Source organism: Rhodococcus sp. UNC363MFTsu5.1, from assembly GCF_000686785.1.
Classification (GTDB): Bacteria; Actinomycetota; Actinomycetes; order Mycobacteriales; family Mycobacteriaceae; genus Rhodococcus_G; species Rhodococcus_G maanshanensis.
Genome location: NZ_JMLO01000027.1, coordinates 66730 through 90398 on the forward strand (window position 1 = coordinate 66730; position 23669 = coordinate 90398).

The window sequence follows — 23669 nt, forward strand, 5'->3', positions numbered from 1 at the left end:
GGTTGCGCCCCAGTCAAACGCCATGCCCGACGGCGTGTCAAGACCCCCGGTCTGGGTCGCCGGGACCACGCACGGGTGGGTCCGGACCCCGAAAAACAGGTATTTCTCCTCTGGCCCGGCGCCGCACCCGACACGGACCCTGATAGCTGTCCAATCCCCCGACACCGAGGTTACTGATGCGTGAAACCGTGACCGACCTCCGCAGCGTCGACCACATGGCAGTGGTGAACCCAGCCGAGACCGGATGGTCCAACCAACTGGAATGGGAAGAGCGGCTCGTACCACGGCAGCCGACCCTTCGCGCGACGTTGGAGTGCTGCGGGGCGGAGCCGGGGCATGAAGCGGCGTCCCTGAGGATGACGAGCGCGCTGTTCCTGTCCAGGATGGTGCGGGGGCTGCCGCCTGGTGCGGGGCTCCACGGTGCCCTCGATCACCGGCCGATCGCCGACCGGGTGACCGCGCTGTGCATCGACAGCGTGCTGGCCGGATACGAAGGGGATGTCGCCACCGCGGAGGCACTGGTGGACGAGGCCGGACACGCGGCGGCGCGACTCGATGACGGCACCCTGCTCGCGGCGGTGGCCGAGGCCACCGGCTACTTGGCCGTATTCGACGGTGACCTGCACAGCGCGGGGTACTGCTTCGAGGACTCACTTACCTCGTTCCGTGCCTGCGGGACCGTGCCCCCGATCTCCACCCTGGTCGGGTCGGCATTGGTCCACGGCCTGCTCGGTGACGAGCAGCGGTCCACCTCCCGCCGCGAGGAAGCACTCGCGATCGCCGAGGCGAGCGAGACCGCGTGCCGGGCACGGGCATAGGGCGTCCGCGCAACGACAACGCCGTGTAGTCCGACCCTGACGCCGAGTCGGCCGATGTCCCACGTCCCGGCCGCGGAATCCCCACCGACGGCGTGATTCGCGCCCCGGGAACGTGGTGAGCGATACCCTTACGTCGTCTTGTGCCGCATTGCGGCAGGGAAGCCGCGACTACGAAGGGACGTCGCCGATGGCGCCCGCGACACCCGAACGGGTTGGGAACCTCCCCCACGCGCTCACCAGTTTCGTCGGCCGTCGCCGCGAGGTCGCGGAGGTCCGACGACTGCTGGAAAACGCACGCCTGGTCACGGTGGCCGGTATCGGGGGCGTCGGTAAGACCAGGCTGGCGCTGCGGGTGGGCGAGGGCGCGCTGCGGTCGTACCCGCACGGAGTGTGGCTGGTCGAGCTCGGCGAGCTGCGCGAACCCCACCTGTTGGCGGAGACGGTCACGGCGACGCTCGGGCTGCGGGAACGGTTGGCTCACCCGCCCATGGCCCTGCTCACCGACTTCCTGGCCGACCGGCGAGCGTTGCTCGTGCTGGACAACTGCGAACACCTGGTGGACACGGTCGCCGAGTTCGCGACGTCGCTGCTGCGCGCGTGCCCCGAGGTGCGGATCCTGGCGACCAGCAGGGAGCCGTTGGGGGTCATCGGCGAAGCCACCTTCCGTCTGCCGCCGCTGACGGTCCCCGATCCGGACAGCCAGGCGTCGACGAGCGCCCCGCCCCGGTCCGAAGCGATCACCCTGTTCACCGAGCGTGCCCGCGCCTACCTCCCCGAGTTCAGGCTCACCGAGGGCAACCAGCTCGCGGTCGCGCAGATCTGCAGGCAACTCGAGGGGCTGCCGTTGCCGATCGAGCTCGCCGCGGCCAGGCTGCGCGCACTGTCCCCGGAGCAGGTCCTGGAGCGGCTGACCAACCGGTTCAGGTTGCTGACGGTCGGGCGCCGCGGGGTACCACCCCGGCACCAGACATTGCGGTGGTGCGTCGACTGGAGCTACGAACTGTGCACGCCCCAGGACCAACAATTGTGGCGTCGGCTCGCGGTGTTCGCCGGCAACGTCGAACTGGATGCGGTGGCCGGGGTCTGTGCGGCAGACATGCAGCAGGAACAGGTCTTCGAGGTCGTCACCTCCCTTGTCGACAAGTCGATCCTGACCATGGAGGAGGGCCAGGTCGTCCGGTACCGGATGCTCGAGACACTGCGCGAGTACGGGTTGGAAAAGCTGGCGGAGGCCGACGAGTCGGCGACGTTCCTGCGGCGGCACCGGGACTACCACGAGCGGCTGGCGGTGCGCGCAGGGGCGGAATGGATCGGGCCAGGGCAGTTGGAATGGATCGCCCGCCTCGACCGCGCGCGGGCGGATTTGCGCGCCGCGCTGGAGTTCAGCACCACGGAGCCGGGTGAGGCGGGCGCCGCGCTGCGCATGGTCGCCGCGATCTACCCCTACTGGGTGTCACGAGCGTTGTTCAGCGAGGGAAGGTACTGGGTCGATCGTGCCCTGGCCGCCGACGACGGGCCGCCGTCCGCAGCCAGGGTGGCCGCGATGTGTGCGGGCGGTGTGCTGGCCGCAATGCGGGGCGACCTCCCCGCGGCCAAGGAACTCACGGATGCCGCGCGCGACCTCGCCGAGGCAACGGGCGACGACACGGCGTCCGCACTGGCGGCATCCGCGACCGGGTATCTCGCTACCTTCTCCGGCGACTTCCCGCGCGCAATCGGATGCTTCGAGACGTGCCTGGGCATGCTCGGGACCGGCGGCGAACTGCTGCCCCGCGTCGGCGCCCTGGTCGGGCTCGCCATGGTGTGCGGGTTGAGCGGGGACACGCTTCGCGCGGTCGCCTGCCACGAGGAGGTGGTCGCACTCACCGAGTCGCACGGCGAATCGATGTACCGGTCCTACTCGTTGAGCATGCTCGCGTTGGCGGTCTGGGAACAGGGCGACGCCGGGCGCGCGACCCGGCTGATCGAGGAGTCGATGCGGCTGACCCGTCTCGTGGACGATCCGCTCGGCTCCGCCATGTGCCTGGAGATCCTGGGGTGGCTCGCGGCCGAGACGAACGACGCGGAGAGGGCCGCGGTGTTGATGGGCGCCTCGGTGTCGGTGGGCGAGGCTGCGGGGAGCCCCACGATCGTGGTCCGCGACCTCTTCGGCCACCATGATCGGCTTGTTCGGCAGTCCACCCGGATGCTGGGCAAGCAAGCGTTCGAGGCCGCCTTCGGACGCGGGCGAGAGCTCGACGTCGAGGAGGCGATCGCCTATGCCCTCCGCGTCACCTCGCGCGCCGAGCCGAGGGCGAGCGGACCGGATTCACGCCTCACCCGCAGAGAACGAGAGGTCGCCCGGCTGGTGGCGCAGGGCCTGAGCAACAAGGCGATCGCGCAGCAATTGGTGATCTCTCAGCGCACGGCCGAGGGTCACGTGGAGAAGGTCCGCGCGAAGCTGGGTTTCACCACCCGCGCTCAGATCGCGGCGTGGGTCGTCGCCAGGAACGCGGAACAGGCGGTCTGAGAATCACCTGCGGCGTATCGGAACGTGCCGCCGGAACGGCCCGAGTGCCTCGTCGTCGAGGTTGGGGCCGGAGACGGCGATCGACGCGTCGCTGGACCGGAGGACCTCCGCGCAGCGCAACGATCCGCGGTCGATTTCCGTCGGTTCGCGCTCCGCGTCCTCGTGAAGGGCCGGACACAGGTGAGCGGCAAGGCGTGCGCGGGCACGCCTTGCCGCCACCGGAGGCGGGGCGCTACCGCACGGTCTGATCAGCAGTCGCACCGCATTCACCACACGCGGGCGACAGCGCCTCGATGCGTGGCTGCCCCGCGCCGGCCTGCGACCGCACCGGGAACAGCGGCGGCCACGGCCAGTGCTGGCCGAGACGGCCCCGCGCGCGCAGGAAGCCGAGGCCGAGCACAAGCCCGAAGATCAGGTGCCCGATCAGCGACAGCGTGATCGTCGTCGGCGTGAGCGGAAACATGTCGTGCTGACCGTTCGGCGACAGGGCAACCGTTCCCATGAGCCCGGACCACACGGGGAACACCGCAAAGGCGACGAACGCGAGGAGGACGGTGCGGCGTGACCGATGTTGGAGCCCGACGGCGAGGGCGATGAGGAAGAAGGCGATTCCGATTCCCCCGCCATCGCCGAGGTAGCGCCACAGGTAACCGACGATCGCGCCGGTACGGGTGTCGGTTCCCGAGTGCAGCCACGTACCCATCTTCGGAATGAAGTCGCCCCAGAGGCCGAGCATGTACACGGTGTCGAGGCGGAAGACGTCGTAGACAAGACACGCGAACATTCCCCAGCCGAGGCCATGGAGGACGATGCGGTCGATCGGATGCGGCGCGAACACACACAGCACGACGAGCGTGGCGGCGAGCGGAATGATCACCAGCGCACCGGTGGCACTCATCGGCACGAGGCCGAACACCTGCGCGGAGATCGCGAGCAGCGGCAGGGAAGCGAGCAGCAGATACATGCCTATCCGGACGATGGCCCAGTGGTGACGGACCGCCTGCCGGACGGATTCGACGGCGGGCAGGGCTGCGCCCGGCGGCCCGTGTTCGTGCACGTCGGGGACGGTGGTTCCGAGGATACGGGGCATGGTGACGGGTTCCTTTCGATCGAGATGCCTCTCTCAACGAGTGGTCGGTTTTTTCCGAGATCCAGCGTCCGTCGAGTGCCCTGCCTGCGGATAGTCCCCCGAGGGGTGGCGATAGCCACCCCTCGCCTACGCACCACCTGCGCCCCGTCATCCATGACGTCCCGGGTTCGCAGTGCTCGAACCTGTTCGGTCGACCGGTCAGCGCCGTTTGGGGTGGACCGGCAGAGATCCTGCCCTGCTCGCCACAAGCTTTGTACGCCAACGATGTTGGCAAGACAGGAGGCCGCCGACGGCACACAGCTCGGGCGTCACCCCCTGCGCGAACCGTGTCGGCGCAGCGCGCCGAATCTGCGGGTTCGGCGACCCCGACACAGGCCTGCTCGTAGTGTGACCGGGTCGAGCAATGTGGAGCTCCCAGCGAGCGGTCGAGACAGGGGTGGCAATGGACGCAGATGTGATCGTCGTGGGCGGCGGTACCAGCGGTGCGGTGCTGGCCGCACGGCTGTCTGAGGACCCCGGGCGGCGCGTCCTGCTGCTCGAGCAGGGGCCGGACGATGCGGCGTACGACGACACCGTTCTGCGTCCCGCCTCCGCGGGGGACGTGTGGGCCGGAACCCCGTTCGCGCAGGCGTTCCCGATGCGGGGCGCGGGAGACGGCACGGTCCAGATGATGCGCGGGCGCGTCCTGGGCGGTACCTCCGCCGTGAACTACCTCGCCACGATGCGTGGCCAGCCGGCCGACTATGACGGTTGGGCCGCACGGGGTCTCGACGGGTGGAGCTGGCCGGACATCCTCGCGACGTTCCGGGCCATGGAGAACGACCTGGACTGCGGCGCATCGGAGCTGCACGGCACCGAGGGCCCGCTCGTCGTCCGCCGGTCCACGCCCGACCAACAGACCGAATCCCACCGCGCGTTCCTCGCCGGGCTGAGGGAGATCGACGTGCCCTGGGTCGACGATGTCAACGACCCTCGGCAGCTCCCCGGGGTCGGGATCTTCCCGCTGACGGTGTCCGAGGACGGCGGCGAGCGGCTGACCGTGAGCCGGGCCTACCTGACCGCGGAAGTCCGGTCGCGACCGAACCTGACCGTCGAGACCGGTGTCACCGTGAACAGGGTCGTCGTCGAGGGCGGACGGGCGAGAAGTGTCATCACCGCCGACGGCCGGGAACTGTCCTCCGGCGAGATCATCGTCAGTTGTGGCGCCACCGGTTCACCCGCACTGCTGCAGCGCTCGGGCATCGGCCCGAGGGATCTGCTCGACGGCCTCGGCATCCCCGTCGTCGCCGACCTCCCCGGGGTCGGGTCAAACCTGCAGGACCACCTCGGCTTTCCCCTCGTCTACCACCACCCGGGCGGGGATCCGCTGCGCGGCGGCCCGGTCCAGCCGGTGTGGGTGGGCCGCACCCCGCAGTCGGACACGATCGACTTCCACGTGCTGAACCTGCCGATCGGCGAACCGACCGCCGACGGCGCGTACTTCTCGGTCGTCCCGTACCTGCTCGATGTCACCGGCCGGGGAACGGTACGGATCGCCTCTACAGATCCCGACGCCGAACCGGATGTGGTGATGCCTGCGCTGTCCGCGCACGACCTCGAGCGCCTCGATTGGGTTCTGGGTCGCATCGCCGCGCTGGAGTCGACCGGACCGTTCGCCGAACTCGGCGCCACGCGCGTCCAACCGGCGGCCGACCTGGCCGCCGAGGGTGCCGCGGCCGGCCTGGTCGATGGCGGCGTGATCAGCTACGCACACCTGGGCGGCACGTGCGCGATGGGCCCGGACGGCGAACCGAACGCCGTCCTGGATGCCCACTGCCGCGTGCGAGGGGTGGAGGGCCTGCGGGTCGTGGATGCGTCCGCGATGCCGGTGCTTCCTGCGGGCAACACCTACCTGGGTTGCGTGATGATGGCCGAACGCGCCTCGCGCCTGATCTGAGTTACGGCGCTCGGCAGTTCGAGTTTCGGCGGCGTGGGCTTACCGTGGATACCGGGATCGTCGTAAGGGAGGCCGCGATGAAGGCGATCGTCCACACCCGGTTCGGCGGACCCGAAGTGCTCAGGCTCGTGCAGGTCCGAAAGCCGACGCCCGGGGACAGGGAAGTCCTGGTGAGGGTCCACGCGACGACGGTGACGACGGCCGAGTGCAAGATGCGCCGAGGCGAGCCGCGGTGGGGCCGGGTCATCCTCGGGTTGCGAAGGCCGCGAAGGAAACTGCGGACTCTTGGCACGGAGCTCGCCGGAGAGATCGAGGCGGTCGGCAGGGACGTGCAGCGGTTCCGGCCGGGTGACCGGGTGTTCGGGTTCACCGGCTTCGACATCGGCGCCTACGCCGAGTACAAGTGCCTGCCCGACACCGCCTCGCTCGCGCTCAAGCCGGTGAACACGACCTACGAGCAGGCCGCTGCCGCCGTCGACGGTGCCACCACCGCCCTGTTCTTCCTCCGGGACAAGGCGAAGGTGCGCCCTGGGCAGAGGGTCCTCGTCAACGGCGCCTCCGGCAGCATCGGCACGTACGCGGTGCAGCTGGCCAAGTCCATGGGCGCAGAGGTCACCGGCGTGTGCGGTCCGCACAACCTGGAGATGGTGAAATCCCTTGGCGCCGACGAGGTGATCGACTACTCCGGAGAGGACTTCACCGACGCCGTCGGGGCGTACGACATCGTCTTCGACACGGTGGGCAGGAACTCGTTCGCCCGGTGCAAGGGCTCGCTCACCGAGAACGGCTGCTACGTGACCACATCCGGGCTGAACAACGTCCTGCTCTCGCTCTGGACGTCACTCCGGGGTGGCAGGAAGGTCGTCACGGGGATGTCCGTCCGCAAGAACGAAACGCTGGCGCACGTCAAGGAACTCATCGAGGCGGACCAACTTCGGATCGTCATCGACCGCTGTTATCCCCTGGACCAGATCGTCGAGGCGCACCGGTATGTCGACACCGGACACAAGCGCGGCAACGTCGTGATATCCGTGGAGCCAAGCGCAGCGCGGTGATCCGCTGGCACCGAGCGGGCCCCACACCACATGGATGTGGGGCCCACCCCGGCTCTTTCGGCCGGCTCGTCAGGCGGCGACCAGGCCGTCGATCTGGTTGATCGCCGACGAGGCCCCCTCGACCACACCCATGTCCAGCACCTGCTGCAGCGCCTCGGCGGACTCGTAGGTGCTCACATAGGTCGCACGAGTGCCGCCGTCGTGCTCGGCAAAGGTGAAGACGTTCTTCGAGACCGGCAGCGCGGGGTTCGGGGTGAAGTCCGCGTCGGCGAAGCCATCGTCGAAGGAGAAACTCGTCGGCTCGTCGACCGCCGTGATCTGCCAGTACCCGACGTGCTTGTCGCCCTCCGGGCCGGTCATGAAGTACGTCGTGCGACTGCCGGGCGTGAGGTCGTGATCGACCACGGTCGCCGGGTAGGTCGGCGGGCCCCACACCTTCTCCAGCTGGCGCGGGTCGGCGTAGACCTGCCAGATCCGCTCCACCGGCGCGGCGAATTCGGCGGTGATGGTCAGGGTCAGGTTGTCGAGGTCCTGCTGGACGTCGGTTACAGGCATGATTCAGTCCTCCTTGGTCGAGTCGAATGCGATGAGTTCGTCGATGCGGGCGATGCGGCCGCGCCACACCTGCTCCAGTTCGGTGAGCATGGAGGCCACCGACCGGACCGCCACCACGTCGCCGCTGGCCAGCTGCTCGCGCCCGCTGCGGCGTTTGGTGAGCAGGCCGGCCTTCTCCAGCACAACGACGTGCTTCTGAACCGCGGCGAAGCTCATCTCGTAGTTCGCCGCGAGCGCGGAAACCGAGTGCTCCCCTGCCAGCACCCGGCGCAGGATGTCGCGCCGGGTCCGGTCGGCGAGCGCGTGAAACAGGGCGTCCGCCCGGTCTTCGTCGTCTCCGTTCACAGAACAAACATACAACCAATCAGTTGTAGGTTGTCAAGCCTCGGCCGGGATGCGAGAGCACCAGGCCCCGTAACGTGAAGGCTCATGAGTGTCGAATCAGCAGCTGCACGTGAAGTGATCGCCAACTTCGCTCAGTGGAGCGCGGATGGGCGTTTCTCCGCACTGCGGTCGCTGGTTCCCGAGGATGGCGACGGATCGCTGCTCGCCCCGTTTCTGCTCGCGGTTGCGGCCGACGTGTCAGAAGACGACCTGGTGAGGATCGAAGCGGTGAGGATCTTCGAGATCCTTCGAATCGATGACGATTCACTTGCCGAGAGATGCCGCGGGGCGCTGATCCGCCTGGCCAGGACGGATGACGATTGGGATGTCCGCAATGCAGCTGGTTGCGCCGTGTTCGACCTACCCGGCGCCGAGCGTGAAGTCGAGACGATGCGCTCTGTGATCGCAGCGGAGCAGGAGGACTTCGTGCGCGAGAATGTCGGAGCCGCGCTCGAAATGTTCCTCCGGCGCCGCGATTTCCGCTCCTCGAAGCCAGCCTGGCAGTAGCACTTTGGGCTGAGCAGAGTCGGGTACAGGGCAGTGAATGTCGCCGGTCAGCCGCGCCGGCCCCACGGCAGCAGTGCGCTCACCGCGGCGATGGCCAGGCCCAGCCCCGCCGCGAGGAGGAAGACGAGGTCGTAGCCGGAGGCCAGGGCGGCGGAGGGACTCCCAGCAACGACCGTCGTCGCCCTGGCGCCTGCGGCCGTCGCGAGGACTGCCAGGCCCACCGACCCGCCCACCTGGCTCGCGGTGTTGGCCAGCCCCCCGACGATCCCCGCATCGCGTTCGGTGGCGTCCGCGGTCGCCACGACCATGAGGGTGGGGAAGGTCAACCCGATGCCGACCGCGATGAGCAGCGTTGGCCCGAGCACGCTGGCGACGTAGCCACTGTCGGCATGGGCCTGCGCAAGCCAACCGAATCCGGCGAGGAAACAGCCAGAGCCGGCCAGCACCAGCGGACGCACGCCGATTCGCGGCAGCAGAGCGGCGGACAATCGCGCGATCACCAAGAACATCACGGCAGCGGGCGTCTGCCCGAGCCCGGCCCGAAAAGCGCTGTAGCCGAGCACGTTCTGCAGAAACAGCGATGTGAAGTACCACATCGCGGTGGCGATTCCCCCGAACAGCAGCAGCATGACGTTTCCGACGGCCACCGTTCTGATCCCGAACAGCCTCAGGGGCAACATCGGCTGAGCGGCGAAACGCGCCTCCACCACGACGAAGGCGACGAGCAGGAGCAGACCCAACCCGACCGGGCCGACCACCAGCACGGATGTCCAGCCGTGATCGGCGCTCTGCATGACCCCGTAGATCAGCGCAGCCAGCCCCGCCGTCCCCGTCACCGCACCGGCGAGGTCGAGTGATTCCCGCTGACCGGTTCGGGTGCCGGTCAACGACAGCACGGCCACGGCGATCAGCACAGCGCCGATCGGCACGTTGATCAAGAAGACCCAGCGCCACGAGAGGCCTGTGGTGATGGCCCCACCCGCCAGCGCGCCGGCCATACCGCCCACACCGCCCGAGGCCGACCATGCGCCGAATGCCCGGGCACGCGAGTGCTCCTCGGCGAATCTGGTGTTGATCACGGCCAGCGTTGCCGGGGCCAGCATGGCGGCCCCCATACCCTGCGCGAACCGCGCCACCACCAGGAGCTCGGACGTGGTCGCCAGGCCGCCGACCAGACTCGAGGCGGAGAACAACGACAGCCCGGCCACCAACATCCGGCGATGTCCGAACAGGTCGGCGGCACGGCCACCCAGCAGCATGAAGCCCGCGAAGGCGAGCAGGTAACCGTTCACCACCCACGCGAGGCCGGTGGCGGTGAAGCCGAGATCCCGTTGGATCGATGGCAGGGCCACGTTGACGATGGACGAGTCCAGAATCACCATGAACTGGCCGGCACACACCAGCGCCAGGACCAACCAGGAGCGACCGGCGCGCGTCCCGGCCCGCGGAGCTTCGATGCTTGTGCTTGTCATGACTTCTCCCCCTTACGAATCCGCGGCAACCTTCACGGCCGTGCCGGCCCCTCGGCGACGTAGAATTAGTTATGCGCATAATGTTATGCGCATAACTAATCTGTCAAGGGAGTGCCAATGGACTTCGAGCAAGCCGACGCCCTCAACCAGGCCATCCGCCTGCTGAGCCTGCGCCACCGAGCCCGGGCCGCGGCGCTGCTGACCCCCCTCGGACTGCACCCCGGCCAGGAGGCGCTCCTGCTCGAACTCGCCCGGACCGGCCCGATGATCCAGGCGCAGCTCAGCGAGGCGCTCGGCTGCGAGCCCCCCAGCGTCACGCTCATGACCCGCAAGCTCGAGGCCTCCGGCCACGTCCGGCGCGAGCCCGCCCCCACCGACAAGCGTGCGAGCATCGTCGACCTCACCGACAGCGGCAGGGCACTGGCCGACCAGGTCAAGCAGCTGTGGTGCGCCCTGGCGGAGGAAACCGTAGCCGGCCTGCCCGCCCAGATCGTGGCCGAACTCCCCGGCATCCTCGAGACCCTGACCGGCAACGTCGACACCAGGCGCACCCGCCGCCGCGCCGACGGCTAGCAGCGGCGCGAGCCGCGCTCAGCATCCCGGGCTGCTGGCAGAATCGGCAGGGTGGTCAGGCCAGCGGGTTCCAGCGCATCGCCGGCAGTCGGTCGCGCCCTCGACATCCTGGTGCGGCTCGCGCAGCGCCCCGGCCCGGTGCAGGCGTCCGCCCTCGCCCGCGACCTGGACCTGCCGCGTTCGTCGGTCTACCACATCCTGTCGGTGCTGGTGGAGCGCGGCTTCGTGGTCTATGTGCCCGGCGAGCAGGCGTACGGACTCGGGGTCACATCGTTCGAGATCGGCTCGGCGTACCTGCGCCACGAGCCGCTCGAGCGCCTCGCTCAACCGATCCTGCACCGGCTGGCCATGCAGCTCGGGCAGGCCGTGCACCTGGGGATCCTGCACGGCAACGAAACCGTCTACCTGCTCAAGGAACGCCCCACCTCCGGCCCGGCGGCCGAGGTCTCGCTGATCACCGACATCGGCGTCCGGCTGCCGGCGCACCTGACCGCCAACGGCCGCGCCATCCTTGCCGCCCTGCCCGACGCCCAGGTCAAGGCGCTGTACTCCCGGCGCGGCGACTTCATCACGCGCACCGGGCTCGGTCCGCGGACACTGACCGAACTGCGCCGCACCCTCGCGGAGGCCCACTCGCGCGGGTGGGCCGAGGAGGTGGACCTGGTGACGACCGGCCTGCGGTCGGTGGGCACCGCGGTGTTCGACCACAACGGCCGGCCGGTCGCGGCACTGAGCACCACCTGGCGCAAACAGTTGGCCTACCCCGAGCCGGACGCCGTGGGACAGATCCTGCTGGGCGGCGCGGAGCGCCTGACCTCCCACATCTCGGGCCACGCCCCCACCCCTCGCTGAGTGGGCAAACACCAGAATTTCGATCCTTGTGAGGCAGTTCACAGAGTTGTATAGTCCTGTATATACAACTGCTGCCGCATGAGGAGAAGCCGACGATGACGCAGGCCTGGGACGACGACTTCCGCGAGCGGATGGCGGATCCGGTATTGGCGAAGTCCTACATCGCATCCCTGCCGGAGGCGTACAAACACGACTTCGACCCCGTACGCGCCGCCGCGGACGTCACCCGGGTCGAGGCGCTGCGGACCGACTCGTTCGAGGTTGCCCTGCACCCGCCGACGGGCGCGGCACGGGGCCAGCTGCGCCTCACGTTGTACATCGACGGAGAAGCCGTCTCGCTCAGCCGCATCCTCCCCGTGATCCAGTCCCTCGGCGTCGAGGTGCTCGACGAGCGCCCCTATCCGATGGCGGACTCGGCCGGCAGCGAGTGCTGGATCTACGACTTCGGCCTCGCCCTCGACGTCGCCCCCGCTCCGTCCGACACCGGCATGGCAGCCCGTTTCACCGAGGCCTTTGCCGCCGCGTGGCGCGGCGACGCCGAGGTCGACACGTTCAACCACCTGGTCCTGCGCGCGGGGCTGACCTGGCGGCAGGCGTCGATGCTGCGGGCATACGCAAAATACCTGCGCCAGGCCGGGTTTCCGTACAGCCAGGTGCGGATCGCGGAGGTCCTCTCCGCGCACCCCGAGTCGGCGCGGCTGCTGGTCGAGCTGTTCGGGGCCCGCTTCGACCCGGCGGCACAGGACGAGGCCCGCCAGAACGAGTTGACCGGCCGCCTGGACGACGCGCTCGGCAGCGTGGTCAGCCTCGACGAGGATCGCATCCTGCGGGCCTTCACGACCCTCATCCGAAACACCCTGCGCACCAACTATTTCACCCGCGGCGGCGCCTCTCCGTTGCTCGCGTTCAAGTTCGATCCGCAGGCGATCGACGAACTCCCCCACCCCCGACCACGATTCGAGATCTACGTCTGCTCGCCGCGTGTCGAAGGCGTCCACCTGCGGTTCGGCAGCGTGGCCCGCGGCGGCCTCCGATGGTCGGACCGCAAGGAGGACTTCCGCACCGAGGTACTCGGACTGGTGAAGGCGCAGGCGGTGAAGAACGCGGTCATCGTGCCGGTGGGCGCCAAGGGCGGGTTCGTCGTGAAGCAGCCGCCAGCGCCGACGGGCGCCGACGCGACCGATCGCGAGGCGCACCTGGCCGAGGGCATCGCGTGCTACCGGCAGTTCATCGCCGGCCTGCTCGACGTCACCGACAACATCGACTCGGCCACCGGCTCGGTCGTCCCCGCCCGCGACGTGGTCCGCCACGACGCGGACGACACCTACCTCGTCGTCGCCGCGGACAAGGGCACCGCCACCTTCTCCGACATCGCAAACGAGGTCGCCGCCGAGTACGGCTTCTGGCTCGGCGACGCGTTCGCCTCCGGAGGTTCGGTCGGCTACGACCACAAGGCGATGGGCATCACCGCGCGCGGCGCATGGGAGAGCGTCCAGCGTCACTTCCGTGAGATGGGCCGCGACACCCAGAGCGAGGACTTCACGGTCGTCGGCATCGGCGACATGAGCGGCGACGTGTTCGGCAACGGCATGCTGCTCAGCGAGCACATCAGGCTGGTCGCCGCCTTCGACCACCGTCACATCTTCCTCGACCCCGCGCCGGACGCGGCGACGTCGTTCGCCGAACGCGGTCGACTGTTCGGCCTGCCCCGCTCGTCCTGGGCGGACTACGCCCCCGGCCTGATCAGTCCCGGCGGCGGGGTGTGGCCACGCTCGGTGAAGTCGGTCCCGATCAGCCCCGAGGCGCGGGGCGCGCTCGGTCTCGCCGACGACGTCACCGCGCTCGCGCCCGCCGACCTGATCGGCGCGATCCTGCGCGCCCCGGTGGACCTGGTGTGGAACGGCGGCGTCGGCACCTACGTCAAGGCGTCGACCGAATCCCACGCCGAGGTGGGAGACAAGGCCAACGACGGGGTCCGCGTCGACGCGTGCGACCTGCGGGCCCGCGTCGTCGCGGAGGGCGGGAACCTGGGGCTGACGCCGGTGGGCCGGATCGAGTTCGCTCGCGCCGGCGGCCGCATCAACACCGACGCCTTGGACAACTCGGCAGGCGTCGACTGCTCCGACCGCGAGGTCAACATCAAGATCCTGCTCGCAGGCATGGTCGCCTCCGGCCACCTCGCCGCCGGTGAGCGGGACGCGCTGATGCGCTCGATGACCGACGAGGTGAGCCGACTCGTCCTGGCGGACAACCGCTCCCAGAACCGGATCCTCGGAGTGAGCCGGTCAACGGCCCCCGCGATGCTCGGCGTGCACGCCCGGATGATCGCCGAACTGGAGAACGACCGCGGCCTGGTGCGCGCACTCGAGGCGTTGCCCGACAAGCGCGAGCTCTCCCGGCGCGCGCAGGACGGCCATGGCCTGACCTCTCCGGAACTGGCCACCCTCATGGCGCACGTCAAGCTCGCCGTCAAGGACGAGCTGCTGGCGGGTGACCTCCCGGACGACCCGGCGTTGCACGATCGCCTGCGCGCGTACTTCCCCGACGCCCTGCGGCAACGATTCGGCGACCATCTCGACTCGCACCGGCTGCGCCGCGAGATCGTCGCGACGATGCTGACGAACGACGTGATCGACCACGGCGGACTCACTTTCGCGTTCCGCCTGGCCGAGGACTCGGCGGCGATCGGATCCGACGCCGTGCGCGCCCATGTCGTCGCGGCCCGGATCTTCGACCTGAACCGGCTGTGGGCGGACATCGCCGAGAGCGGGCTGCCGACCGACGTCACCGATGCCCTGGTGGTCGATACCCAGCGGGTGCTGGACCGGGCCTCGCGCTGGCTGCTGGCCAATCGACCGCAGCCCCTCGACATCGGCGCCGAAGTCGACCGATTCGCGCCACGACTCGCCCGGCACGCACACCTGGTCCCCGAGTGGCTTCGCGGACAGGAGCTTGCCGACCTGCACGCACGGGTCGCCGCGTCGGTCGACGCCGGCGTCCCGCACGATCTCGCGGCCCGCGTTCACCTGCTGCTCGACCAGTTCGGCCTGCTCGACATCATCGAGGTGGCCGACGTCAGCGGCCGCGAGGTGCCGGAGGTCGCGGAGCTGTACTACGCACTGAGCCAACATCTCGGCGCCGTGCACCTGTTGCAGTCGGTGTCGAGGCTGGCCTACGACAACCGATGGAACTCCCTTGCCCGCCTCGCGATGCGGGACGAGCTCTACGGCTCCCTGCGCGCGCTGTGCCTGGACCTGCTCGGAAACCCTTCGAGCACAGGAGAATCCGCTGCCGAGATGATCGGCCGATGGGAGGAGCGGAACTCCACTCGCATCCGGCGAGCACGATCGACCCTCGACGCGATCTTCGAGAACTCCGCCGTCGACGTCGCGGCCATGTCCGTTGCCGTGCGCCAGATCCGGAGTCTGGTCGGTAGCGTCTGAGCCGATCGCGGTCGGGCCGACCGATCGGCGCCCCCGCTACCGGCCCTGGGTCACTGCGTCTCGAACGTGCCCTCGAGCCGGTAGCGGGAGCCGGGGTGCACCAGTCGCGCGGTGCTCACCAGCCGGCCCTCGGACCAGGTGCGCCGGTGGATCAGCAGGCACGGCTCGGCCTCGCCGATCCCCAGGAGCCGGCACTCGTCCGCGGTCGCGAGCACCGACTCGACCACGTGCTCACCCCGGCCGAGCGGCGCGACCGACATCAGGTAGTTGTTGGGCGTCTGAGCGGTGAAGTCCTGGTCGAGATACTCGGGCGCGATCTCCGGACTGACGTGCCGGTCCTCGACCTGGATCGCCAGGTCGTCCTCGAAATGCACCAGCCGCGAATGGAACACCGGGCTCCCCTCCGGCACGCCCAACTGGTGCGCGATGATCGCCTCGGCGGGCTCGGCGCGGAGGAAGTCCACCTCGCTGCGATGCCGGTGCCCCCTGTGCGTGACCTCATCGGCGATGTTGCGCACCTCGAAAAGCGCCGAGCTGACCTTTCTTTCGGCGACGAACGTGCCGACACCCATGAGCCGTACGACCAGCCCGTCCGCGCTCAGTTCGCGCAACGCCCGGTTGACGGTCATCCGAGACAACCCGAGGCTGTTGACGAGCTGATTCTCCGACGGCAGCTGATCACCCTCCGGCCAACGGCCCGACACGATCTGCTCCGCGATGAGATTCTTGACCCGTTGATAGGCGGGCGCGGACTCGTGCCCGCGGGCCCGATACAGCGACGCCACGTCGGACTCGTCGATCGCCACGCTCGTCACCGTCCACATCCCGCCCGTTCGTGGGCATCTCGTTTCCGCCCAGTCTATCGGCCCGCCACTCGCCGCCGGATCGGACTCGCCAACGGCATCGTGTCTCGTATCCGAGAATTCTGGACGGAGGCACTGTTCCGCGTCGCACCGAGCAGGTGTCATGGGGGTCACACAACCTCGTCAGGAGACTCGAGATGACCAACCACTCCCCCACTGGACCCCGGCCCGTCCGGGCACCGCGCGGCCCCGAGCTGACCTGCCTCGGCTGGCAGCAGGAGGGCGCCCTGCGCATGCTGATGAACAACCTCGACCCCGAGGTTGCCGAGCGCCCGGACGACCTGGTCGTCTACGGAGGGACCGGACGGGCCACCCGCAGCTGGGAGGCCTACGACGCCATCGTCCGCACGCTGCAGACGCTGAAGTCCGACGAGACGATGCTCGTGCAGTCCGGCAAGCCCGTCGGGGTCTTCCGCACCAACGAATGGGCGCCGCGGGTCCTGCTCGCCAACTCCAACCTGGTCGGCGACTGGGCGAACTGGGAGCACTTCCGCAAGCTCGAGGCCGAGGGCCTGATGATGTACGGCCAGATGACGGCCGGCTCCTGGATCTACATCGGCAGCCAGGGCATCCTGCAGGGCACCTACGAGACCTTCGGCGCGGTGGCACGCAAGCGGTTCGGCGGCACCCTCGCAGGGACCATCACCCTGACCGGGGGTGTGGGCGGCATGGGCGGGGCCCAGCCGCTGGCGGTCACCATGAACGACGGCGTGGCCATCTGCGTCGACGTCGACCCGTCCCGCATCGATCGCCGGATCGCGCACGGCTACCTCGACACCAAGGCGGATAGCATCGAGGCCGCCCTCGCGCTGGCAATCGAGAAGCGCGATGCCCGCGAGCCGCTGTCCATCGGTCTGGTCGGCAACGCCGCCGAGGTCTTCCCGGCCCTGCTCGCGATGGGTGCCCCGATCGACATCGTCACCGACCAGACCTCCGCCCACGATCCCCTGTCCTACCTGCCGATCGGGATCGCGCTCGAGGACTGGCACGCGATGGCGGAGAAGGACCCCGAGCACTTCACCCTCGAGGCCCAGAAGTCGATGGCCGCGCACGTCGAGGCGATGGTCGGGTTCATGGACGCGGGCGCCGAGGTCTTCGACTACGGCAACTCGATCCGCGACGAGGCCCGAAAGGGCGGCTACGACCGGGCATTCGAGTTCCCCGGGTTCGTGCCCGCCTACATCCGCCCGCTCTTCGAGGAGGGCCTCGGCCCGTTCCGCTGGGCCGCCCTCTCCGGCGACCCCAAGGACATCGAGGCGACCGACAAGGCGATCCTCGAGCTCTTCCCCGAGAACGAACACCTCAAGCGCTGGATCACCATGGCGGGCGAGAAGGTTCACTTCGAGGGTCTGCCCGCCCGCATCTGCTGGCTCGGGTACGGCGACCGCCACAAGGCAGGACTGAAGTTCAACGAGATGGTGGCCTCGGGGGAACTGTCCGCGCCGCTCGCCATCGGCCGCGACCACCTCGACTCCGGATCGGTCGCCTCGCCGTACCGGGAGACCGAGGCCATGGCCGACGGTTCCGACGCGGTCGCCGACTGGCCGCTGCTGAACGCCCTCGTCAACACCGCCTCCGGTGCGTCCTGGGTGTCCATCCACCACGGCGGCGGCGTCGGGATGGGCCGCTCCATCCACGCCGGTCAGGTGTGCATCGCGGACGGCAGCGAGATGGCCGCGCAGAAGCTGGAGCGGGTGCTCACCAACGACCCGGGCATGGGCGTCATCCGGCACGCCGACGCCGGGTACGAGCACGCGACCCAGGTCGCGGCCGAGCGCGGCGTTCGCATCCCGATGCAGGAGGCGTAACCGTGTACGACGCACCCGGGCAGGACGGCCGGTGGACGGTCATCGACAACATCGGCACCCTGGTCACCAATGATCCCGAGGCCGGTGACGGCCCGCTCGGCCTGATCCACGACGCCGCGGTGGTCCTGGGAGATGGGCTCGTCCAGTGGGTGGGCCCCCGTTCCCGGATCCCGGAGGGCAGTGCCGGATCGCGGTACGACCTGCGTGGCCGGGCCGCCCTGCCCGGGTTCGTCGACAGTCACGCCCACCTCGTCTTCGGCGGCGAACGGGCCGAGGAGTTCGCGGCCCGGATGACCGGCGCCCCGTACGGAGCCGGCGGCATCCGCACCACCATCGCCGCCACGAGGGCCGCCTCGGACGCCGAGCTGGGCGCGAACGTGGCCCGGCTCGTCGCCGAGTCGCTGCACTCGGGCACCACCACGATCGAGACGAAATCCGGCTACGGGCAGTCGGTCCCCGACGAGTTGCGCAGCCTCGAGGTCGCCTCCGCGCACACCGCGGAGAGGACCCTGCTCGCCGCGCATGTCACGCCGCCGGAGTTCGCCGGTCGCAGTGACGACTACGTGCGGATGGTGGTCGACGAGATGGTCCCCAAGTGTGCGCCGCACGCGAAGTGGATCGACGTGTTCTGCGAGGAGGGCGCGTTCGACGCCGACCAGTCGCGGGCCGTCCTCGAGGCAGGCATCGCCGCCGGGCTCACCCCGCGGGTGCACGGCAACCAGCTCAGCTACGGCGCAGGCGTCCAGTTGGCGGTCGAGCTGAACGCCGCATCCGTCGACCACGTCACCTACACCACCGACGCCGACGTCGAGGCGCTTGCGGCGAGTGACACCGTCGCCACGCTGCTGCCCGGCGCCGACTTCTCCACCCGCAACAAGTATCCCGACGCGCGGGCCCTGCTCGATGCCGGCGCCACCGTCGCGCTGGCGGCGGACTGCAATCCCGGCACCTGCTACACCACCAGCATCCCGTTCTGCATCGCGCTGGCGGTCCGCGAGATGCACATGAGCCCCGACGAGGCCGTGTGGGCGGCGACGGCCGGCGGTGCCGCGGCGTTGCAGCGCACCGACATCGGGCACATCCGGGCCGGTGCGCGAGCCGATCTGATCGCTCTCGACGCACCGTCCCACCTGCACCTGGCCTACCGGCCCGGGGTGGCGCTGGTGCGCGAGGTCTGGAAGGACGGGTACCGACGATGACCACAGTGGTGGACCTCGCCCCGACGGCCTGGTCCGGACGGGACGACGGCCCCGGTAACGAACACCTGCGCTGGCACAAAGCCGTCGCACCGCTCGAGGGCCGAACCGATTCCGGCGCAGGCGTTCTCATCGGGTTCCGCAGCGACGAGGGGGTGCGGCGCAACAAGGGCCGTCCCGGCGCCGCCGACGGCCCGGCCGCGCTGCGCCGGGCGCTCGCATCGATGTCGCTCGCCGCCCCGGTGCGGGTGTTCGACGCCGGTGACGTCGAGGTCATCGGCGAAGATCTCGAGAACGGCCAGGACCGGCTCGGTTCGGCCGTCACCGGCCTGCTCGACGCCGGGAGCCTCGTCACCGTCCTCGGCGGCGGACACGAGGTGGCCTACGGCAGCTACCTCGGCATCGCGGACTCGGCGGCCGTCGCATCGGGTGCCCGCCTCGGCGTGCTCAACCTCGACGCACACTTCGACCTGCGCAGCGACGCGCGGCCGAGCTCCGGGACTCCGTTCCGGCAGATGGCCGACCGCGAAACCGCGCTGGGCCGGACCCTCGACTATGCGGTGCTCGGCATCTCGCAACCCAGCAACACCGCGGCGCTGTTCGCGACGGCGGCCGAACTGGGCGTGCGCCACCTCCTCGACGACGACTGCACGGCGACGAACCTGCCTGCGGTGGAGTCGTTCGTCGAGGAGTTCCTCGGCGCGGTCGACGTCGTCTACCTGACGATCGACCTCGACGTGCTGCCCGCCGCGGTCGCCCCCGGGGTCAGCGCCCCGGCCGCGTTCGGGGTACCGCTCGAGGTGATCCAGCGGGTCTGCGATCTGGTGGCGCGCAGCGGCAAGCTGCGGCTGCTCGACGTCGCGGAGCTGAACCCCGCGCTCGACGTGGACAACCGCACCACTCGTACCGCGGCGAGACTGATCCACCGGATCGTCACCACCGCGATCGATCATCGGGCCTAGCCCCGATCCCCACCGTCCCCGGCTCGACGTGCGCGCCCACCGCCGCGTCGAGTCGGGGATTTCCAGCTGATCGGCAGCCGCTGCGCGCTCGATGGTGGTGGTGTCAGGCTGCCGCACCTTCTCCGGCGGCGAGAGGTACAGGGCGCGAGCAACGCGGGAGTCGATGACCGAAACGCGTACTCGACTTCGATAAGGAAGCCCGGTCAAGTTATCGAACAGTTATAGACAATAGATATCTCTATGGTTGCCTTCGCCACATTCCACAAATTCCATTGCAGCCGCCAGGCCCAGCCACTACGAATGCCGGCGGTGCACAACCGCACCGCTACCGAGAAGTCATGCACAACACAAGGAGCACACAATGGGTTCGGCTGAATTCGCCAACGCTCTCAACGCCATCAGCACCTTTACCGGCGCGATCAGTGATGTCACCGGCGGAGCGGCAGCCTTCATCGGTTCGGTCGACGGGCTGGTCAAGCCCAAGGCCTGATCGCCTCGCCGCGACCAACAACTGGGCCCGCACTCGAAGTCGGGTGCGGGCCCCTCGACATCTCCCGCCCGGTACATGCGCGCGTAGGCGCCGCAGTGGAATCCCACTGCGGCGCCTTTGCATTCGCGGTATGCCTGCCCTAGGGCGATATCGAGATGATCGCGCAGCATCCCGGTTCCACCGACGGCATCAACTCGCCGGGTGGCACGATCAGGGCGTCTTCGGTAGCGAGATCGAGACAGATCCGGACCGAGCTGGAACGGTCGGGAATCTCCGACGCCCCGATCTCCACCGTCATGGCAGCCACACCCCGCCTGGTCATGACGTTGAGGGCCCGCGTGCGGGACGATGCCCGCGAGGTCGGCGCCCACTCGCCGGGAAAGGCAAAGGCGTGCAACGGGTCGACGATGTGGCAGACCGGGGTGACCGCATCGAGACCCTCCTCCGTTGCGGAGAAGGGCGGGCCGGTGAGCTCGAGAGCGACCGAGCCGATCGGGATGATCAACCGGTCGTAGCCCGCGATCACCGAGAATGTGGACTCGAGCGGCTCGTCGGCGATGCTCACGCGCCAGTCGCCGGTCTCCGCAACCACCTGGGTGGTGCCCTGGCCGTTCAGCCAGGGCACCACCGTGCGGTCGGACGCCGTGGTTCGGAACGACGTTGTCCCGTAGCCGGTTTCACCGGTTGTCCGATTTGTCATGTCGAGGTGCGGCGGGCGGCGTGATCAGCCGAGCTTGCCGACCACGGCCTCGGCGCTCTCGAGCAGCGCACCGGATGCGGCCAGCTGCACCGTGGCCTCGATCTCCGGTGCCAGGAACCGGTCGGTCCCGGGACCCTCGACGCGCTCGCGGATCGTGTCGCGCACGGCCGCGGTCGCGGGCGACGGCTCGAGCGGGGCCCGCAGGTCCAGGCCGCGGGCGGCCGTGAGCGCCTCGATGGCGAGCACCCGGGTGAGCCCGTCGACGGCCCGGCGCAGCTTTCGGGCACCCGACCAACCCATCGACACGTGGTCCTCCTGCATGGCCGAGGACGGGATCGAGTCGACGCTCGCGGGCGCGGCGAGCCGCTTGAGCTCGGAGACGATCGCGGCCTGGGTGTACTGCGCGATCATGTGCCCGCTGTCCACGCCGGGGTCGTCCGCGAGGAACGGCGGCAGGCCGTGGTTGCGCGCCTTGTCGAGGAACCGGTCCGTGCGGCGCTCGCTCATGCTCGCCACGTCGGCGACGACGATCGCGAGGAAGTCCAGCACGTACGCCACCGGCGCCCCGTGGAAGTTGCCGTTGGACTCCACCCGGCCGTCGAGGGTCACCACCGGGTTGTCGACGGCGCTCGCCAGCTCGTACGAGGCGATGCGCTCGGCGTGCGCGATGGTGTCGCGGGCGCCGCCTGCGACCTGCGGCGCGCACCGCAGCGAGTAGGCGTCCTGCACCACGGTGCAGTCGGGGGTGGCGTGGCTGGCGACGATTCCCGAGCCGGCGAGCACCCGGCTCATGTTGGCCGCCGCCACCGCCTGACCGGGCTGCGGGCGCAGCGCCTGCAGGTCGGCGGCGAACACCTTGTCCGTGCCCATCAGTCCCTCGACGCTCATCGCGGCGGTGACATCGGTCAGCGACAGCAGCTTGCGCAGGTCGTGGCAGGCCAGCACCAACATGCCGAGCATGCCGTCGGTGCCGTTGATGAGGGCCAGGCCCTCCTTCTCCTTGAGCTCGACCGGCTCGATCCCGGCGGCCGCCAGCGCCTCGGCGGCAGGCATGAGCTCGCCGTCCGCGTCCCGCACGGTGCCCTCCCCGATCACGGCCAGCGCCACGTGCGAGAGCGGCGCCAGGTCACCCGAGCAGCCGAGGCTGCCGTACTCGTGCACCACCGGGGTGATGCCGGCCGACAACAGCGACGCGTAGACCTGGGCCACCTCCGGACGCACGCCGGTCCGGCCGGTCGCCAGGGTGGACAGCCGCAGCAGCATCAGCGCGCGCACCACCTCGCGCTCCACCTCCGGACCGGACCCGGCGGCATGGGAGCGGATGAGGCTGCGCTGCAGCTGCGCCCGCAGCTCCAGCGGGATGTGCCGGGTGGCGAGGGCACCAAACCCGGTCGACACCCCGTACACCGGCTTCGGATCCTCGGCGAGGGCCTGGATCCGGGCCCGGCTGGCCCCGATCGCCGCGAGCGCCTCATCGGAGAGCTGCACCGGTGCGCCGAATCGTGCGACCCGCACCACCTCCTCCGGGCTCACTGCGCCGACCCCGACCACGACGGGCTCCAGCTTGTCCTGTGCGCGCGTGTCCACGTGCGAGAGGGTGTTCGTGCTCATGGTTGTTCTCCGTTTCGAATGAGCGGTAAATCGAGAAGATGTCGGTCGGTCAGGACAGCGGGAGCGCGACGGTGGTCTCCGATGGCGCCGGAACGGGTCGCACCCACCGTCGGTAGGCGAGGGCGAGCAGTGCCAGCCACACCGCGCCGACGATCAGCGCCACCCTGGTGTCGGCGTCGAAGGCGAGCACCGCGATCACGAACACCAGGAAGCCGATCGCGATCAGCTGCCCGTACGGCCAGAACGGCACCGGGAACTTCAACGCCGCGGCCTCGGCCGGATCCATCCGCTGCCGCGAGCGGTAATGCGAGAGCAGGATCATCAGCCAGACGAAGATCGTCGCGAAGGTCGCAATCGACGCGATGACCAGGAACACCTTGTCCGGGATCAGGTAGTTCAGGAGCGCACCGACCAGCAGCGTGATCGTCATGATGACCACCGTCATCCACGGCACCCCGTTGCGGGAAACCTGCCCCATCACCGCTGGGGCCTGACCGCGCTGGGCCATCCCGAACATCATCCGGCCCGCACCGAAGATGTCACTGTTGATCGCCGACAGCGCCGCGGTGATCACCACGATGTTCAGCACCGTCGCCGCCGGCCCGATACCAAGCCCCTGGAAGATCTGCACGAAGGGACTGCCCTCGGACCCGATCGACTGCCACGGGTTGATCGCCATGATCACCGCCAGGGTCAGCACATAGAACAAGATGATGCGCACCGGCACGGTGTTGATCGCCCGGGGAATGGTGCGCTCCGGGTCCTCCGCCTCACCCGCGGTGATACCGATGATCTCGGTGCCACCGAAGGCGAACATCACGATCGCGAAGCAGCTGATGAACCCG

19 protein-coding genes and 1 pseudogene are annotated in these 23669 nt (G+C 69.4%); 12 read left to right on the top strand and 8 right to left on the bottom strand.

Annotated elements, in window-relative coordinates:
• Positions 1-176 precede the first annotated feature (176 nt).
• Complete coding sequence (locus BR31_RS0119780) at positions 177-818, top strand: hypothetical protein (RefSeq protein WP_027502487.1); 642 nt, start codon at positions 177-179, stop codon at positions 816-818.
• Positions 819-1005: 187 nt separating this feature from the next.
• Positions 1006-3327, top strand: a complete 2322-nt coding sequence (locus BR31_RS29415; RefSeq protein ID WP_037177388.1) for an ATP-binding protein — start codon at positions 1006-1008, stop codon at positions 3325-3327.
• Positions 3328-3559: 232 nt separating this feature from the next.
• Here the strand turns inward: BR31_RS29415 and BR31_RS0119795 are convergent, their stop codons facing one another.
• The gene (locus BR31_RS0119795; protein ID WP_027502488.1) at positions 3560-4417 is read right to left on the bottom strand and encodes a hypothetical protein; all 858 of its coding nucleotides are present in this window, start codon (positions 4415-4417) and stop codon (positions 3560-3562) included.
• Between the two features lie 442 nt (positions 4418-4859).
• Here BR31_RS0119795 and BR31_RS0119800 point away from each other — a divergent pair, with 442 nt between their 5' ends.
• Together BR31_RS0119800 and BR31_RS0119805 are read left to right on the top strand one after the other, a co-directional pair.
• On the top strand, positions 4860-6353 hold the full coding sequence (locus tag BR31_RS0119800) for a GMC family oxidoreductase (RefSeq protein ID WP_037177391.1): 1494 nt from the start codon (positions 4860-4862) through the stop codon (positions 6351-6353).
• Positions 6354-6430: 77 nt separating this feature from the next.
• A complete protein-coding gene (locus BR31_RS0119805) occupies positions 6431-7408 on the top strand; it encodes an NAD(P)-dependent alcohol dehydrogenase (protein ID WP_027502490.1) in 978 nt (325 codons plus the stop codon).
• 69 nt (positions 7409-7477) lie between these two features.
• Here the strand turns inward: BR31_RS0119805 and BR31_RS0119810 are convergent, their stop codons facing one another.
• On the bottom strand, positions 7478-7963 hold the full coding sequence (locus BR31_RS0119810; RefSeq protein WP_027502491.1) for an SRPBCC family protein: 486 nt from the start codon (positions 7961-7963) through the stop codon (positions 7478-7480).
• Positions 7964-7966: 3 nt separating this feature from the next.
• Positions 7967-8308, bottom strand: a complete 342-nt coding sequence (locus BR31_RS0119815; RefSeq protein ID WP_027502492.1) for an ArsR/SmtB family transcription factor — start codon at positions 8306-8308, stop codon at positions 7967-7969.
• A gap of 84 nt (positions 8309-8392) precedes the next feature.
• On the opposite strand from BR31_RS0119815, the gene BR31_RS0119820 reads away from it, so the two are divergent.
• Positions 8393-8854, top strand: coding sequence for a HEAT repeat domain-containing protein (locus BR31_RS0119820; RefSeq protein ID WP_156042553.1), 462 nt, complete (start codon positions 8393-8395; stop codon positions 8852-8854).
• Between the two features lie 47 nt (positions 8855-8901).
• On the opposite strand, the gene BR31_RS0119825 is transcribed toward BR31_RS0119820, so the two are convergent.
• Entirely contained in the window at positions 8902-10326 is a 1425-nt protein-coding gene (locus BR31_RS0119825; RefSeq protein WP_027502494.1) for an MFS transporter, read from the bottom strand.
• 117 nt (positions 10327-10443) lie between these two features.
• Here BR31_RS0119825 and BR31_RS0119830 point away from each other — a divergent pair, with 117 nt between their 5' ends.
• The 3 genes and pseudogenes from BR31_RS0119830 to BR31_RS29420 form a co-directional block, all read left to right on the top strand.
• A complete protein-coding gene (locus BR31_RS0119830) occupies positions 10444-10899 on the top strand; it encodes a MarR family winged helix-turn-helix transcriptional regulator (protein ID WP_027502495.1) in 456 nt (151 codons plus the stop codon).
• Positions 10900-10950: 51 nt separating this feature from the next.
• Positions 10951-11751 (top strand): IclR family transcriptional regulator, encoded by an 801-nt coding sequence (locus tag BR31_RS0119835; RefSeq protein ID WP_037177394.1) that lies wholly within the window; start codon positions 10951-10953, stop codon positions 11749-11751.
• A 101-nt stretch (positions 11752-11852) separates the two neighbouring features.
• Positions 11853-15194, top strand: a pseudogene (locus BR31_RS29420) (NAD-glutamate dehydrogenase); the annotation flags it as partial.
• Between the two features lie 50 nt (positions 15195-15244).
• Here BR31_RS29420 and hutC read toward each other — a convergent pair.
• Complete coding sequence (gene hutC / locus BR31_RS0119845; RefSeq protein ID WP_037177397.1) at positions 15245-16018, bottom strand: histidine utilization repressor; 774 nt, start codon at positions 16016-16018, stop codon at positions 15245-15247.
• Between the two features lie 176 nt (positions 16019-16194).
• Between hutC and hutU the strand changes: the two genes are divergently transcribed.
• The 4 genes from hutU to BR31_RS32495 all read left to right on the top strand — a co-directional run bounded on the left by hutU (position 16195) and on the right by BR31_RS32495 (position 20513).
• Complete coding sequence (gene hutU / locus BR31_RS0119850) at positions 16195-17865, top strand: urocanate hydratase (RefSeq protein ID WP_027502498.1); 1671 nt, start codon at positions 16195-16197, stop codon at positions 17863-17865.
• A gap of 2 nt (positions 17866-17867) precedes the next feature.
• Positions 17868-19064, top strand: coding sequence for an imidazolonepropionase (hutI, locus tag BR31_RS0119855; protein ID WP_027502499.1), 1197 nt, complete (start codon positions 17868-17870; stop codon positions 19062-19064).
• A complete protein-coding gene (hutG, locus tag BR31_RS0119860; RefSeq protein ID WP_027502500.1) occupies positions 19061-20023 on the top strand; it encodes a formimidoylglutamase in 963 nt (320 codons plus the stop codon). Before hutI ends, hutG begins: the two co-directional genes overlap by 4 nt.
• A 361-nt stretch (positions 20024-20384) precedes the next feature.
• Positions 20385-20513 (top strand): hypothetical protein, encoded by a 129-nt coding sequence (locus tag BR31_RS32495; protein ID WP_269321362.1) that lies wholly within the window; start codon positions 20385-20387, stop codon positions 20511-20513.
• Positions 20514-20652: 139 nt separating this feature from the next.
• Here the strand turns inward: BR31_RS32495 and BR31_RS29425 are convergent, their stop codons facing one another.
• From BR31_RS29425 to BR31_RS29430, 3 genes are all read right to left on the bottom strand, one after another.
• Positions 20653-21213 (bottom strand): HutD family protein, encoded by a 561-nt coding sequence (locus BR31_RS29425; RefSeq protein ID WP_231496624.1) that lies wholly within the window; start codon positions 21211-21213, stop codon positions 20653-20655.
• Between the two features lie 24 nt (positions 21214-21237).
• Entirely contained in the window at positions 21238-22824 is a 1587-nt protein-coding gene (hutH, locus tag BR31_RS0119875) for a histidine ammonia-lyase (protein WP_051637600.1), read from the bottom strand.
• Between the two features lie 49 nt (positions 22825-22873).
• On the bottom strand, positions 22874-23669 hold a 796-nt coding region (locus BR31_RS29430), incomplete at its 5' end, for an amino acid permease (RefSeq protein WP_037177400.1).